The sequence below is a fragment of the Rheinheimera aquimaris genome (assembly GCF_020531985.1).
Lineage (GTDB): Bacteria > Pseudomonadota > Gammaproteobacteria > Enterobacterales > Alteromonadaceae > Alishewanella > Alishewanella aquimaris.
In genome coordinates this window covers 1014854-1028951 of the sequence record NZ_JAJAVQ010000001.1, presented here as the reverse complement: position 1 = coordinate 1028951, position 14098 = coordinate 1014854, and the positions used below count along the sequence as shown (strand labels likewise).

Sequence of the window (14098 nt, the reverse complement as noted above, 5' to 3'; positions counted from 1 at the left end):
ATCAGGCAGAGTGAGTGAAGGACGTTAATTTAGTTAAACCACAAGGCATGGATTCGCTGGGGCGCAAGTTCGCACTGGTGGTTTTTCTGGCTATTGTCATTGCCGGCTTTACCGTCGGTTATGTTGTCTTGAGCCTGCAGGAAAGCATTACGCTGGAACAGCAGCAACAGGTCATTAAGCAGCAGGCTGCGCGCTACGCCCGGCAGCTGGACCACGATGTTTTGCAAAAAGAGCAAAAGGCGATATCAGCTAATCAGGTTGTGGCGCGCTCGCTTGGCTTACAACGTCTGAATAGTAGTAAAAGTCTGACTGCGCTGGCAGATGGCAGTATCCGTGTGCAGGATGATTTTTCCGGTGCCTTCGTTGCAGTGGATGCTTACACAGCACGAACAGCCGCGATGTTTGAACGTACCGCTCTGATTTGGCAGCAGTTATCGCCACTGATGTTGCACGACTTTTTTAATTTTTATTTTATTGCCAAAGAGCAGTTTATCCGCATTTCGCCATCAGATTGGGCAATGCAGGTAGAGGTATCGCATGATTTTCACAAAGATTTGTTTTATCAGATAGCGACACCGGAACAAAATCCGGCCCGGCAACCGCGCTGGACGCCGGTATATTATGATGATATCTGGCAAAAATGGATGACCAGTCTGATTATTCCTGTGTATATCAATGATGAATTTATTGGTGTAACAGGCTCGGATTATATTCTTGATGACATTCTGGAAAAGCTGCCAATGGCAGATAATGTGCTGCAGGGCAGTGCGTTTCTATTTGATGATCAAGGCATGGTATTTGGCGCACAGCAACAAAAACCAACCGATACTCCGGCAATGAATACGCTGTATGCCGGTATCAAACCCGGTAATCAGGCTCTGCAACACTATGCCGTTGCTGTCGCTTCGCACAATGGTGCCGGAAAAACGGTCATAGACGTTCTTCCTGACTATCTTATTTCGTCAGCACCGGTCAGCCGACTTAACTGGCACGTCGCTGTTTATGCAGAGAAATCCAGGGTGCTGACGGCACTGGATGAGTTTCGCAGCAAGTTATTGCTGACGTTTTTGTTGGTGGCGTTACTGGTCGCGTTGATGTTGCAACTGGTGATATATCACTTTGTACTGAAGCGGTTAAACCGGCTTTCAGCGGCAATAAACCGCCTGTCACGCGGCGATTTACAACATGCGATGCTGGACAATAAGCATGATGAAATAGGCCTTTTGAATCAGGCTTTTGGTCGTATGTCAGAGGAAATATCTGAGTTAGTCAGCGGTCTGAATGAACGGATTGAAGAAAAAGAAGCCGCAGAGCGTTCAGCCCGTAAGCTCAGTAAAGCGGTATCTTTTTCCAGTTCCGGCATTGTGCTGACCGATCAGTTTCTGAACATTGAATATATCAATCCGTTTTTAATGGAAATGCTAGGTGGCACGGATGATCATCTGCGCCAGCCGCTAAACAGCTTGTTTGCTGAAGAGATGCATCATGTCGGCGAAGAGATTGTACAAACACTGGCTGAACGGCACCACTGGCGCGGAGATATGCTGTTGCAGCATCAGCAACGTCAGTTGTGGGTATCGCTGGCGATTGCGCCGATCCGTGATGATAAAGGCGGCATAACCAATTACGTTTGTGCGATGCAGGATATTTCCTTTATTAAGCAAAGCCAGAAAAAGATGGAGCAACTGGCGTACTACGATGTGCTGACCGGTTTGGCCAATCGCAGCTATTTCCGTGACCAGCTGCGCAAAGCCATTGCGATGTCGCATCGCGGCTATTACAACTTTGCATTGTTGTATTTCGATCTGGATGAATTTAAACGGATCAACGATACACTGGGGCACGACGCCGGCGATGAGCTGCTAAAAGAGATATCCAAGCGTCTTATCAGCCGGTTGCGGGAGGAAGATACGATAGCGCGTCTGGGCGGCGATGAGTTTGCCGTTATTCTTAGCGGCATTAAAGATCGTTCACAGGCATCGGCTATTGCTGCCAACTTGCAACAGGCTTTTGCGGCACCGGTGAAGCTGGGTAATCAGGAAGTATCAATAAGCGCCAGTATCGGTATTACAGTAGCGCCTGAAGATGCATCAGAAGAAGAACTACTGTTAAAGCATGCTGATTTGGCGATGTATGAAGCCAAAGCCCGGGGTAAAAATACCTTCCACTTCTTTAGCCCGGATCTGAATGAAGCGGCAAATGAGCGTCTGCTGATTGAAAATCAACTGCGTGAGGCTATCCGTGAGCATCAGTTTTTACTTTATTATCAACCAAAAATTGATATTCGCGATAATACCATCATCGGCTACGAAACCCTGCTGCGTTGGTTACGGCCGGACAATACGCTGGTGCCGCCGTTGCGCTTTATTTCTGTGGCAGAAAGCACGGGTTTAATCGTACAGATTGGCGAGTGGATCATCTGGGAAGCCTGCCGCTTTTTATCGCGTCAGCACAGCCGGGGCTATAACGTCTCGTTATCGATTAATTTGTCGGTACGCCAGTTTAACGATGATAACTTGCCGGAAATTGTTGCCCGGATTCTGCAACGAACCGGCGCCGATCCTGCCAGTGTTATTTTCGAAATTACCGAAAGTATGCTGATGGGCGACACCGATGCGGCTATTAACCAGTTAAATCAGTTAAAACGTCTGGGTGTGTCTTTATCTATCGACGACTTTGGTACAGGCTATTCTTCGCTTAGTTATTTAAAGCGTTTTCCGGTAGACGAGCTGAAAATAGATCGCTCGTTCGTCAAAGATATCCCGGATGATCGTAACGACATGGATATTGTTGCTGCGATTATTGCTATGGCACAGAAGATGAATCTGCGTGTGGTGGCTGAAGGGGTAGAAACTGCCGAACAGGTTGAATTTTTAAGAAAAAATGCTTGCTACCAGGTTCAGGGGTATTACTTCAGTATGCCACTGGCTGAGCAAGAGCTTAGCCGCCTGAACTATGTAATTAACAGTTAATTCTTAATTCAGGAACATGTTATGACCTCAGAGCGTTTGTCGCTGCTAAGCGCTGCGCTGCTGGCTACTTTTGCCGGCAGCAGTCACGCCGATCAGACCACACCGATACAAGGCATTATTGATAAAACCCCTAACCTGGTCGCCCTGACCGGTGCAACCGTCTATACCGAGCCTGGTAAAAAGCAGGAAAAGGCAACGGTATTGATTGCGGATGGTCGTATCAGTGCTGTGGGCACTAAAGTGACGGTACCGGCGGGCTACCAGCAGATTGATGCCAGCCGCTATACCCTGTATCCCGGTTTTATTGACCCCTATACGCAGTATGGTATCGCTGCGGCAGAGAAAGCCAAGCGCGGCAGCTATCGCGATGCGCCGGTGTATACTAATGAACGCAAAGGTGGCAACGCCAGTAATGCGGCTATTCACGCCGAAAAAGATTGGGTAACGGAATTTGAACCAGATGCCAAAGCGGCTGAGCAACTGCGTAAGCTGGGTTTTACTGCAGCGCAATCGGCCCGTTTTGATGGCATCTTTCGTGGTCAGGCATTTGTTAGCTCGTTAGGCGATGGCCTGGCAAATGAACTGGTGTTAAAAGCCAGTGGCCCGCAATTTATGGCCTTTGATAAAGGCACGTCAAAACAAAGTTACCCTTCATCACTGATGGGTAGCATAGCGCTTATCCGCCAGACCTTAAGTGACGCCAATTGGTATAACAATGCCTATGGCAAAACGGATGTGCGCTATTTCAACGAACCGGTAGAGTTCAATGCCGCTCTTGCAAGCATTAGTAACATTGCACAAGCCGGCGTCGTGTTTGAAACCAACGATGATCGCTCTTTACTGCGCGCTAATCAGTTATTTAATGAGTTTAAGTTAAACAATGTGGCTATGGTGGGTTCCGGCTACGAATACGTGCGGCTGGCGGATATCAAAGCCAGTGGCCGCAGCCTTATCCTACCACTGAATTTCCCGGCTGCGCCTGAAGTTGAGCAAGTTGCTGACCAGCTGGATGTCAGCCTGGCTGATTTACGTCACTGGGAGCGTGCACCAGCCAATGCTGCAGCACTGGCGCAGGCGGGCGTGCCTTTTGCACTGACAACTTACCGCTTAAAAGAGTTAAAACAGTTCTGGCCTAATCTGCGTAAGGCGGTAAAACAGGGCTTAACGACAGACAAAGCGCTGGCGGCACTGACCACAGAGCCGGCACGTTTGGCCGGTGTTGCAGATCGGTTGGGTAAAATTGCACCGGGCTATCAGGCCGATATCGTACTGGCAGACGGTGATTTGTTTGCTGACGGCAACATAGTGGCTACCTGGATCCGCGGTCAGCAGCATAATGTTGAAACCGTTAATCCGGTTGAGTTTGCCGGCGATTACCAGCTGACAGTCGCCGGTAAAGCTATTACGGTAAATCTGACTGGAGCAGGAGATAAATTATCCGGCACCGCTACAGCAGTTGATGCCGAAGCAGTGAAACTAACCGATGTGAAAGCTCAGCAGCAGCAACTGCAGTTTAATCTGGCGTTAAAAACCTTAACCGGTAGTGCGCAGGTTGCCCAGTTTAGTGGTCGCTTAACTGACAACGTATTAACGGGTAAGTGGCAAATTGCGACCCGCGCTGAAAGCGTCAGTGCCAAACGGCAAACTGCCGGACAGAGCAAATCTCAGCAAGCGAAAAAGCCACAGAGTACAGCTGGTACTATGCTGTCAAAAATGACTTTCCCTAACCGGGCCTATGGCTTGCCTGAGCTGGCTAAACAGCAGAATGTGCATATTAAAAATGCAACGGTCTGGACTGCTGAGCAAGACGGCATACTGGAGCAGACCGATGTGATTGTCCGTAACGGTAAGTTTGACAAAATTGGCAAAAACCTTAGCACACCATCAGGTTTTGCGGTAATTGACGCAACGGGGATGCATTTAACCCCCGGCATTATCGATGAGCACTCGCATGTCGCTATTGAAGCCGGCGTCAACGAAGGTACTGCGGCGGTAACATCTGAAGTACGGATTGGCGATGTGATTAACCCTGAGGATATTAATCTGTATCGCGGCCTGGCAGGTGGTACCACCACAGCGCAGTTGCTGCATGGCAGTGCCAATCCTATTGGCGGCCAGGCTCAGGTTATTCAGTTCCGCTGGGGCGAGACAGCCGAAGGCTTAAAAATGAAGTCGGCACCGCCAAGCATAAAGTTTGCGTTAGGTGAAAACGTTAAGCAATCTAACTGGGGCGATGCGTTTACGTCACGTTATCCGCAAACCCGTATTGGTGTTGAAACCACTATCCGTGACGCCTTTCAGGCGGCAAAAGAGTATAAAACCAAATTAGCAGCCTATAACAAGCTGTCAAAGCGTCAGCGTGAAGATGTTGCACCGCCACGCATTGATTATCGCCTGCAGGCACTGGTTGAAATTCTGGATAAACAGCGCTTTATTCACACGCACTCTTACGTTGCTTCTGAAATTCTGATGCTGATTGAACTGGCAGATGAAATGGGTTTTAACATTACCACCTTTACCCACATTCTTGAGGGCTATAAAACATCAAAAGAAATGCTGGCGCATGGTGCCAGTGCCTCGACTTTTGCTGACTGGTGGGCATACAAAATGGAAGTACAGGACGCCATACCGACCAACGCCTGCCTGATGGCAGAGCAAGGTATGTTGGTCAGTATTAACTCGGATGACGCCGGCTTGCAGCGCAGGCTGAATCAGGAAGCGGCAAAATCGGTCATGTACTGCGGTATGAGCCAGCATGATGCACTGAAAATGGTCACCATTAACCCGGCTAAACAGCTGAAAATAGATAGCGTGACCGGGTCAATCAAAGTGGGTAAGCAGGCCGATTTTGTGCTGTGGAATACCAACCCGTTATCGGTGTACAGCCAGGCGCAACAAACCTGGATTGGCGGTACCAAGTATTTTGATATCGACACCGATAAGCAATTGCAGCAGCAGCTTGAAGCTGAAAGAGCGGCATTAATTCAAAAAGTGCTGATGGCAGATGACGACGCTAAAGCCGGTGATAAAGATGGCTACAAGCAGGATGAGCCCGAGTGGCACTGTGAAGATCAGGGCGATTGGTGGCAAATCAGCAACCATTTACACCTTCACGGCCATTCACATTAAGGAGCAACAGCATGAAACTATCTAAAACCTGTTTAAGTTTGTTTGTTGCGCTGACTGGCAGCCTGGCTGCAGGCCAGGTACTGGCTCATGATATAGTGCCGGGCAAAGCAGCTGCCACTCCGGTGCTGCTGACTGGCCTTACAGTACACAGTGTCACATCGGGCGTTAGCACCGACACTGATGTTTTGATTGCAGATGGCAAGATTGCGGCGATCGGCACAGATTTAGCTGCACCAGAAGGTGCAACAGTAATGGCGCTTGACGGCAAACACCTGTACCCCGGGTTAATTGCACTGGCTAACCAGTTAGGCTTAATCGAGATTGAAGCCGTGCGTTCAACCGATGACTCTACCGAGGTTACCCAGACCAACCCTGACATCAGGGCTAAAGTCGCTTACAACGCTGACTCTGAGGTGATACCCACTATCCGCAGCAATGGTTTTGCTTATGCCATGGTGTATCCGTCTGGAAGCATGCTGATGGGGCAATCCAGTCTGATGCAGCTGGATGCCTGGAATTACCAGGATGCAGTAGTGGCTGACGCTACCGGCCTGCACGTGCGTTGGCCTAATGCCAGTACGCTGGGCTCGCGCTGGAACCCTAAACCGGCTGATGAGGTGCGTAAAGCTAATGCAGAACAGCTTGAAGCGCTGCAGCAACATTTTAAAGATGCTAAAGCTTATTATGACGCCGAGCAAGCCGGGTTAAACCACGGTGTCGATTCGCGCTGGCACCAGATGTTGCCGGTGTTTAAAGGTGAGCGGCCACTGTTTGTGCATGCTGATGATGAGCGGCAAATTCGCCAGGCTATGTTGCTGGCTAAGCAGTATGGTCTGAAACTGACAATTGTCGGTGGCCGTGATAGCTGGCGCATGGCAGATGAGCTGGCTGCTGCTAAGGTTGCGGTGATTTATACCGCGCCTTATGGCTTGCCAACCAGGGTAGATGAAAATTTCCGTCAGGCGTTTATTACCCCTAAAGTATTGCAGGATGCAGGTGTACAGTATGCCTTGTCATTGGATGGCTACTGGGATACGCGAAACCTGGTGTTTGCTGCAGGGCAGGCGATTAGTTACGGCTTAACCCCGGAGCAGGCGTTACGTTCTGTTACCATTAATGCTGCGCAAATTGCCGGTGTTGCCGATACAATTGGCAGTATTGAGGTAGGCAAAGCGGCCAGCCTGGTTGTATCAGACGGCGATATTTTTGATTATCTGGGCCACAAGGTTACTCATTTGTGGATAGATGGCAGGGCGGTAGATCTGAACAATCGTCATAAGCAATTGCATGATAAGTACCGGCAGCGTATCAACTGATATGTCACCGGATAAGTAATGTCAGTGCCAGCCTTTGCTGGCACTGCTGTTTTAAGGAAATAAGATGAAATTCAAACTGATCGTTGCGGCACTGGCATTCAGTGCCGTTACCGGTTGCGTCAGCAGTACTGCGCCAAAATCGGCTGCTGTGCAGCCTGCAGCCAGTGCTAAAGCCATAGAAGCTCATATGCAGTTTCTGGCCTCAGACGAGTTAGCTGGCCGTGAAACCGGCAGTAAAGAGCATGAAATTGCGTCGTTATATATAGCAACGCAGTTACAGGCATTAGGTTTGTTGCCAGCGGGTGAAAACGGCAGTTACTTTCAGCGCGTGCCGCTGCGCAAAGCGCGTTTAGCACAGGATAGCGCCAGTTTTACGCTGCATGTTGATGGTAAAGACACTGAACTCAGTTACCCGAAAGCGTTCTTTACCGGCCCAAGCATGCAATACCCGCAAACAGATGTTACCGCGCCGCTGGTGTTTGCCGGTTATGGTTTGGTATCAAAAGAGTTTGCGCTGGATGATTATGCTGGCCTGGATGTGAAAGGCAAAATAGTGGTGTTGCTGGCAGGCCGGCCAGATAGCCTGCCAAGTGAAGAAGCGGCGCACTTAAACAGCCTGAAAACCAAACTGGCCGCTGAACGTGGCGCTGTAGGAATTATCACCATACACACACCTAAACAGGAAAAAACGCGGCCGTACGCCACCAGCTTATTGTATTTAAATGCCCCTAGCATGGAGTGGCTGCAGGCAGACGGCACACCGGCAGACAGTTACCCCGATTTAAAAGCCGGTGCTTATGTGCACCCTGATGCTGCAGCTGCCCTGTTTACTAAGGCTGAGCACTCGCTGGCGGATATCTTTACCCAACTGGAGAATAAACAGAACCCTGCCGGGTTTGAACTGGGCGTAACCGCATCGCTAAGCCGGCGCTCAACACACGAGCAAATTTCCAGCCCTAATGTTATTGCCATGCTGCCGGGCTCTGATCCGGTGTTGAAAGACGAGTACGTGGTGATCACGGCGCACTCTGATCACATCGGCCTGGCCAATGATTTACGTACCGACGATAAGATTAACAACGGCGCTATGGATAACGCTGCCGGTGTGTCGATTTTACTCGAGACTGCACGGCTATTCAGCCAGTTACCACAGGCACCAAAGCGTTCTATTTTATTTGTGGTGGTAACAGGGGAAGAAAAGGGCCTGCTGGGCGCAGATTATTTCGCTAACAACCCAACAAAGCCAATCGAGAAGCTGGTCGCTAACGTGAATCTGGATATGCCGGTACTGTTGTATCCGTTTGCTGATATGGTTGCTTTTGGTGCTAATCATTCGTCACTTGGCAAAGTGGTAGAGCGCGCAGCAGCAAAAGAAGGCATAGCACTAAGCCCGGATCCAATGCCGGAGCAGGCTATTTTTACCCGCTCAGACCACTATACGTTGGTGAAAAAAGGCGTGCCGGCGGTGTTTTTAATGACCGGCTTTAAGTCGCAGGACCCAGCGCAGGACGGCGGTAAAATCTGGGGCAGCTTTTTTGCCAAACATTACCATAAACCATCGGATGATATTCCCAGCCTGATTAAGGATTACGGTGCTATCCGTTACGATGCTGGCGCTGTGTTTGCCAATATTAATTACAATATTGCACTGGATATTGCTAACACTGAGCAGCGGCCTTACTGGTTAAAACAAAGCTTCTTTAACGGGGTTTTTGGCAAGCCGTATAATCGTGAGTCCGCAAACTGAATTTCAAATGCAGCAGCTCGATGTGTTACTACCGGTGGTGAAGCTAATTAGCCACCGGCCCATTTAGTTTTATAACCCTCGGCTTGCAGCAACTGCTCTACCAGCTCGCGTTTATCCCCCTGTATTTCAATTACGCCATCCTTTACTGCACCGCCGCAGGCACATTTCTTTTTCAGCTTGGCGGCCAGCGCGGCTAACTCGTCGTTGGGTTTGGCAATACCGCTGATTGTCAGCACGGCCTTACCGCCGCGCCCTTTGGTTTCGCGCCGAATACGTACAGCGCCGTCGGCGTAAGCTTCAGCAACGGCTTTCACCTGCGGTTTATTGTCTATACGGCCAGATTCAGTGCTGTAAACCAGATTGTCGCCAGTTGGTGCTGCCTTGCTGGCGCCCGGGTTCATTTTTGCCTGCCAGTCGGCCAGTGAAATTTTGTTTGATGCCATAACTATATCAGTAGTGCTTGCTTTACAATGTTGTCAGCTTAAACATCCAGTGCTGCTGCGGCAACAATTTCTGTTTCTGATGCTGCTCTGGCTTGGTTTTTTAACAGCTTCTGATAGAATGCTGCTCAATTTTAGAAATCTGGATGGCTATATAAATGTCTGTTACGTTGTCGGTGTCCGATTATCTTCATCACTCTGGTTTAGTACTGCAGTTTGGTGATATCAGCGCCAAAGTTTCGCAGTTCCAGGTGCAACTGCAGCAGTTTATCGCCACTGAGCCAGTACCAGAGATAAAGTGGCAATACCAGGTACCTGAACTCGGCGAAGGTGGCGCTTGCTCGTTGTTTGGTCAGTTAGCTGATGAGCCTTATGATCTGAGCGCGATACTGGGCGGGCAGACAGCTGAGAACGAGAAAGCGCTGCAAAAGCTTAGCGCTGTAGCAGCATATTATCAGCAGCACTCTGCGCTTGACTGGTTTGGTATTTATCAGGCGCGCAGCAATGTGGCGGGTGAACCGGTATTAGTTAAACTGGCATATTACGGTGCTGCATCACGCGCCGAGTTCCCGCTGAACAGCGAGTTTGCCAAAATCAGTAATAACAGTACCGTTGGTTTAACCGGCAAAGCTAAAGTCATTAATGATGTTGCCGCTTATCTGGGGACTGGTGGCGAATATTACACCTGCGATCCCAAGGTACAGGCTGAAGCGTGTTTGCCTCTGTATAATCAATCAGGCAAAATAATCGGCATTGTCGATGCGGAAGATTTTAATAAGAACGTTTTTACTGCTGATGCGATGGCATTGTTGGTAGCGGTATGTTTAACCATACCGGCTTATTTGCCTTAAGCGCAGTTTTTCATGCAACTTTAATCAGGTAGAACACTATGTTTGCTCAGTTACAACCGGTGGCCACAGATCCGATCTTAGGCCTAATGGCGGCGTACAAAGAAGATCCTAACCCAAACAAGGTCGATCTCGGTGTTGGTGTTTATAAAGATGAGCAAGGCCACACTGCAGTATTGAAATGCGTGAAAGAAGCTGAAGCGCTGCGGCTGAAAAATGAAGACAGTAAAACCTATATTGGTATGGCGGGCGATCTGGGTTTCAACAGCCATATCGAGAAGCTGGCGTTTGGTCAGGGCCACAAAGTACTGCTGGCAAACCGCGTTACGACTGCGCATACCCCGGGTGGTACTGGTGCGCTGCGCGTAGCAGCAGAGTTTATTAAAAAAGCTAACCCTAATGCGACTATTTGGGTAACCAGCCCAACCTGGGCTAACCATATTTCAATGTTCAAAGCTGCTGGCCTGAATGTTAAAGAGTACACTTACTACGATTACAGTACCAAAGGCCTGAATGAAGAGGGCATGTTTGCTGATTTGGCAACAGTACCTGCAGGTGATGTGGTATTAGTGCACGCCTGCTGCCATAACCCAAGCGGCATGGATTTAACCTTTGCCCAGTGGCAGCGTTTTGCTCAGCTGGCAAAAGAGCGCGGTTTCACACCACTGGTCGATATGGCGTATCAAGGGTTCGGCAGCGGGCTGGATGAGGATGCCAGGGGCTTGCGTTATTTGGCTGATACTGTTGACGAGATGCTGTTATGTAGCTCTTGTTCAAAGAACTTTGGCTTATACCGTGAGCGTATTGGTGCTGTGTCTGTGGTTTCAGCTGACAGTAAAATCAGCGATATCGCCCGGGTCAATCTGTTAAGCGTGGTACGTAGCATTTATTCAATGCCACCGGCTCACGGTGCGATTATCGTTGCCAACATTCTCGATAGCGCAGAGCTTACTGCGTTATGGCACCAGGAACTTGCCGAAATGCGTAATCGTATCAACAACTACCGTCAGCTGATTATTGATAAACTGGCTGGCGAAGGCGTGACGCAGGATTTCAGCTTCATCACGCGTCAACACGGTATGTTCAGCTTCCTCGGTATCAATAAAGAACAAATCGCCCGTCTGCGCAACGAGTTTAGTATTTATATGGTTGATTCAAGCCGTGTCAGCATTGCCGGCCTAAACCATAGCAATATTGATTACTTTGCCAGGTCGGTAGCCGCAGTACTGAAAGGCTAAGCAGAATAAGTTAGTGAAAACCGCAGCGTGCTGCGGTTTTTTTATGCCTGCAAGAAGTGATGTATTGCCAGTGCGACTGCCTCTGGCTGAGTCATATGGCAGTGATGCCCACCTTTAACGTTTACCCGCCGCAGATTGGCAAAACAACCCGCAGCGTGTGACGCTCGCTCAGTGATCATCCCGTCTTCTGCGATCACTGCCAGCACAGGGCACTGCACAGCACGCATCAATGTTTCTGCCTGGGCTGGTGATAAACGGTATACCGAGCTATGGCGCAGACGCATATCAGCACGCCAGGTTAGCCCTGAGTCAGTTTGAACAGTGCCGCGCTGTGCCAGCAGCAAGGCTTCACTGATACCAAAATCGCTTTGGCGTTGTCTGGCTGCTGCAGCCTCTGCTACAGAGCTATAGCAGGGCTTACGTGATACCGGTTTTAGCCGGGAGCTAATACCATCTCTGAGTTGTTTTGCTGTGTTTGAGGGAACATCAGTGATAAAGCCTAAACTGTCGATTAATACCAAGCGTTCAACTAGCTCAGGGAAGGCCGCGGCAAGCGCAGTCGCTACCATTCCGCCCATCGAATGACCGACAATAGTGAGTTGTTGCCAGTGTTGCTGGCGGCACAATGCAACCAAGTCCTGTACCCAGTCAAAAAAATAATAGTGTGCATCTGCGCCACGGTGCGAAGAATGACCATGGCCAGGAAACTCCAGTGCTAATATTGGCAGGTCCGGTAACTTTGTCGCCAGAGGGATAAAGCTGGCTGCATTATCCAGCCAGCCATGCAGACATAATATGGGCTTAGTACTTAGCGGTGAAGGCTGCTGACTTAGTGCTGCCAATTGCAATTGGGCAACGGAAAAGCTAACCGGATAATGCATGAAATGACTTGGTTATTTGCGCGTATGGGTACGTTAACACAGAGCAGCCGATGTCAGCATTATTAAAGTGTGCCTGCAGTACTAATGTGCATAGCATTAATAAGTTTTTAATTAGAATAACTAACCAAAGATTGCTATGCCATGCTAGCGAAATGAGGCTGAAACAGGCTTGGTTTTACCTGATTCTTTCGCACTTATTGAATAAATTTTTATTTAAATTGCATAATTAGCGAATTTGTATTGCCTGAGCGACTTTGCTTACTATGACCGCCCGGTGAATGTTAAATGAATAAGAAAATATTTATTGATAAGAAAAACTAATGCCTTGGTTGCAATTAATCTCGCTCGTGAGCTGTGCAAAAAAACGGCATAATGTGCAACATATCAGCACAGCTAATCACAGAGGTGAAGCATGACAACATTAAATACTGCAGCAGAGAAACACCATGTTACCGCGAAACGCAGCAATGCTCTTGCCTGGGTGTTACTGGCGCGTAAAGTAAACCGTTTATTGGCAAAAATGGGCCAGACACTGAACATCAGTGCGATGGTGGTTACAAAGTAAATCGCGGCTCCGAGGTTTGACAGAAGCCACGCACTGAAAAGCGCGTGGCTTTTCTTTTTTATGCTGCTTGTTCCTGTCATAAGCTTGTTTTACAGTAGTTGACGTTAACCGGGACGGGAGCCGAAATAATGAGTGGGCATGAAAAGATAAATTATGTTGAGCTTCCAGCGGCTGATCTGGCTGCAACAAAGCAGTTTTACAGCCGGGTATTTGGCTGGGTATTTGCTGACTACGGGCCGGACTATGTTGCATTTGCAAATTCTGGACTGGATGGCGGTTTTTACCGCGCTAAAACGCATTCTGCCGTTGCAGATGGTGCAGCTTTGGTAGTGCTTTACAGCAAAGATCTTGCTCAGACTGAAAGTAAGATTGTGGCGGCTGGTGGTAAAGTAGTTAAGCCGGTATTTTCATTCCCGGGCGGGCGACGCTTTCATTTCACCGACCCCAATGGTAATGAACTGGCGGTGTGGTCAGAGCAGTAAACAGAATGCGCTTACGTACTGCAACTGACGTAAGCGCCTGGCGAAAAACCACATAAGACCTCTGTTACTCTTTATCGGTATCAGTTGTTCTAACTGCCGGTGTTATTGCCTGTTCAGCCTGTTTGCTGCCGGTAGAGAAGAACAACTCTGCTGCTGTTTGCTCTAATGCAGCCTTAGCTTGCTGCTTGATGTTTGCACTCAACTCGGTCAATTGTGTGCTAACGGCGTCACTGATGGTATCAGTAATGCTATTGGCGCTGGCTGAAGCAGTAAAGCCGGTTGCAATAACAGTAGTCAGAATAAGTGCAGTTACAGTTTTCATTTTTAAATCCTTGGTTTTAGGTTAGTGATAACAACACTTTTTCTATTACAAAGGCTGTGCCATATTTTTATTTATTTTAACTGCATGTTTTTAAATGAATTTTATTGATGTGGTTAATTGAGTAACTGATGGTGTTGTCAATTTGATTCTATGAAGTA

General features: G+C 48.7%; 11 protein-coding genes. 8 read left to right on the top strand and 3 right to left on the bottom strand.

Features of this window, described 5'->3' with window-relative positions:
- Positions 1–14: 14 nt before the first annotated feature.
- The 4 genes from LHL18_RS04715 (at position 15) to LHL18_RS04700 (ending at position 9164) form a co-directional block, all read left to right on the top strand.
- Complete coding sequence (locus tag LHL18_RS04715) at positions 15–2972, top strand: bifunctional diguanylate cyclase/phosphodiesterase (protein ID WP_226765971.1); 2958 nt, start codon at positions 15–17, stop codon at positions 2970–2972.
- Positions 2973–2993: 21 nt separating this feature from the next.
- Positions 2994–6101 carry an amidohydrolase family protein gene (locus LHL18_RS04710; RefSeq protein WP_226765970.1) on the top strand — a complete coding sequence of 1036 codons (3108 nt, stop codon included), beginning with the start codon at positions 2994–2996 and terminating at the stop codon, positions 6099–6101.
- A gap of 11 nt (positions 6102–6112) precedes the next feature.
- On the top strand, positions 6113–7417 hold the full coding sequence (locus tag LHL18_RS04705; protein ID WP_226765969.1) for an amidohydrolase family protein: 1305 nt from the start codon (positions 6113–6115) through the stop codon (positions 7415–7417).
- 64 nt (positions 7418–7481) lie between these two features.
- The gene (locus LHL18_RS04700) at positions 7482–9164 is read left to right on the top strand and encodes a M28 family metallopeptidase (protein WP_226765968.1); all 1683 of its coding nucleotides are present in this window, start codon (positions 7482–7484) and stop codon (positions 9162–9164) included.
- Between the two features lie 47 nt (positions 9165–9211).
- Here the strand turns inward: LHL18_RS04700 and yciH are convergent, their stop codons facing one another.
- Positions 9212–9607 carry a stress response translation initiation inhibitor YciH gene (gene yciH, locus LHL18_RS04695; protein WP_343834607.1) on the bottom strand — a complete coding sequence of 132 codons (396 nt, stop codon included), beginning with the start codon at positions 9605–9607 and terminating at the stop codon, positions 9212–9214.
- Between the two features lie 155 nt (positions 9608–9762).
- On the opposite strand from yciH, the gene LHL18_RS04690 reads away from it, so the two are divergent.
- Both LHL18_RS04690 and LHL18_RS04685 read left to right on the top strand, forming a co-directional pair.
- The gene (locus LHL18_RS04690; protein WP_226765967.1) at positions 9763–10455 is read left to right on the top strand and encodes a GAF domain-containing protein; all 693 of its coding nucleotides are present in this window, start codon (positions 9763–9765) and stop codon (positions 10453–10455) included.
- Between the two features lie 38 nt (positions 10456–10493).
- The gene (locus tag LHL18_RS04685) at positions 10494–11690 is read left to right on the top strand and encodes an amino acid aminotransferase (RefSeq protein WP_226765966.1); all 1197 of its coding nucleotides are present in this window, start codon (positions 10494–10496) and stop codon (positions 11688–11690) included.
- 41 nt (positions 11691–11731) lie between these two features.
- Here the strand turns inward: LHL18_RS04685 and LHL18_RS04680 are convergent, their stop codons facing one another.
- Positions 11732–12571, bottom strand: a complete 840-nt coding sequence (locus LHL18_RS04680) for an alpha/beta fold hydrolase (RefSeq protein WP_226765965.1) — start codon at positions 12569–12571, stop codon at positions 11732–11734.
- 412 nt (positions 12572–12983) lie between these two features.
- Between LHL18_RS04680 and LHL18_RS04675 the strand changes: the two genes are divergently transcribed.
- Both LHL18_RS04675 and LHL18_RS04670 read left to right on the top strand, forming a co-directional pair.
- Positions 12984–13136, top strand: coding sequence for a hypothetical protein (locus tag LHL18_RS04675; RefSeq protein ID WP_166670488.1), 153 nt, complete (start codon positions 12984–12986; stop codon positions 13134–13136).
- A gap of 128 nt (positions 13137–13264) precedes the next feature.
- A complete protein-coding gene (locus LHL18_RS04670) occupies positions 13265–13618 on the top strand; it encodes a VOC family protein (protein WP_134059475.1) in 354 nt (117 codons plus the stop codon).
- A 64-nt stretch (positions 13619–13682) separates the two neighbouring features.
- On the opposite strand, the gene LHL18_RS04665 is transcribed toward LHL18_RS04670, so the two are convergent.
- Positions 13683–13940: a hypothetical protein gene (locus LHL18_RS04665; RefSeq protein WP_134059473.1), complete on the bottom strand. Its 258-nt coding sequence runs from the start codon at positions 13938–13940 to the stop codon at positions 13683–13685.
- Positions 13941–14098 lie beyond the last annotated feature (158 nt).

Bases quoted from the DNA above. Each gene is read 5' to 3' on its own strand.
- LHL18_RS04665 (WP_134059473.1), bottom strand. From the start codon at position 13,940: ATGAAAACTGTAACTGCACTTATTCTGACTACTGTTATTGCAACCGGC.
- LHL18_RS04710 (WP_226765970.1), top strand. From the start codon at position 2,994: ATGACCTCAGAGCGTTTGTCGCTGCTAAGCGCTGCGCTGCTGGCTACT.
- LHL18_RS04700 (WP_226765968.1), top strand. From the start codon at position 7,482: ATGAAATTCAAACTGATCGTTGCGGCACTGGCATTCAGTGCCGTTACC.
- LHL18_RS04675 (WP_166670488.1), top strand. From the start codon at position 12,984: ATGACAACATTAAATACTGCAGCAGAGAAACACCATGTTACCGCGAAA.
- yciH (WP_343834607.1), bottom strand. From the start codon at position 9,607: ATGGCATCAAACAAAATTTCACTGGCCGACTGGCAGGCAAAAATGAAC.
- LHL18_RS04680 (WP_226765965.1), bottom strand. From the start codon at position 12,571: ATGCATTATCCGGTTAGCTTTTCCGTTGCCCAATTGCAATTGGCAGCA.
- LHL18_RS04705 (WP_226765969.1), top strand. From the start codon at position 6,113: ATGAAACTATCTAAAACCTGTTTAAGTTTGTTTGTTGCGCTGACTGGC.
- LHL18_RS04690 (WP_226765967.1), top strand. From the start codon at position 9,763: ATGTCTGTTACGTTGTCGGTGTCCGATTATCTTCATCACTCTGGTTTA.
- LHL18_RS04685 (WP_226765966.1), top strand. From the start codon at position 10,494: ATGTTTGCTCAGTTACAACCGGTGGCCACAGATCCGATCTTAGGCCTA.
- LHL18_RS04670 (WP_134059475.1), top strand. From the start codon at position 13,265: ATGAGTGGGCATGAAAAGATAAATTATGTTGAGCTTCCAGCGGCTGAT.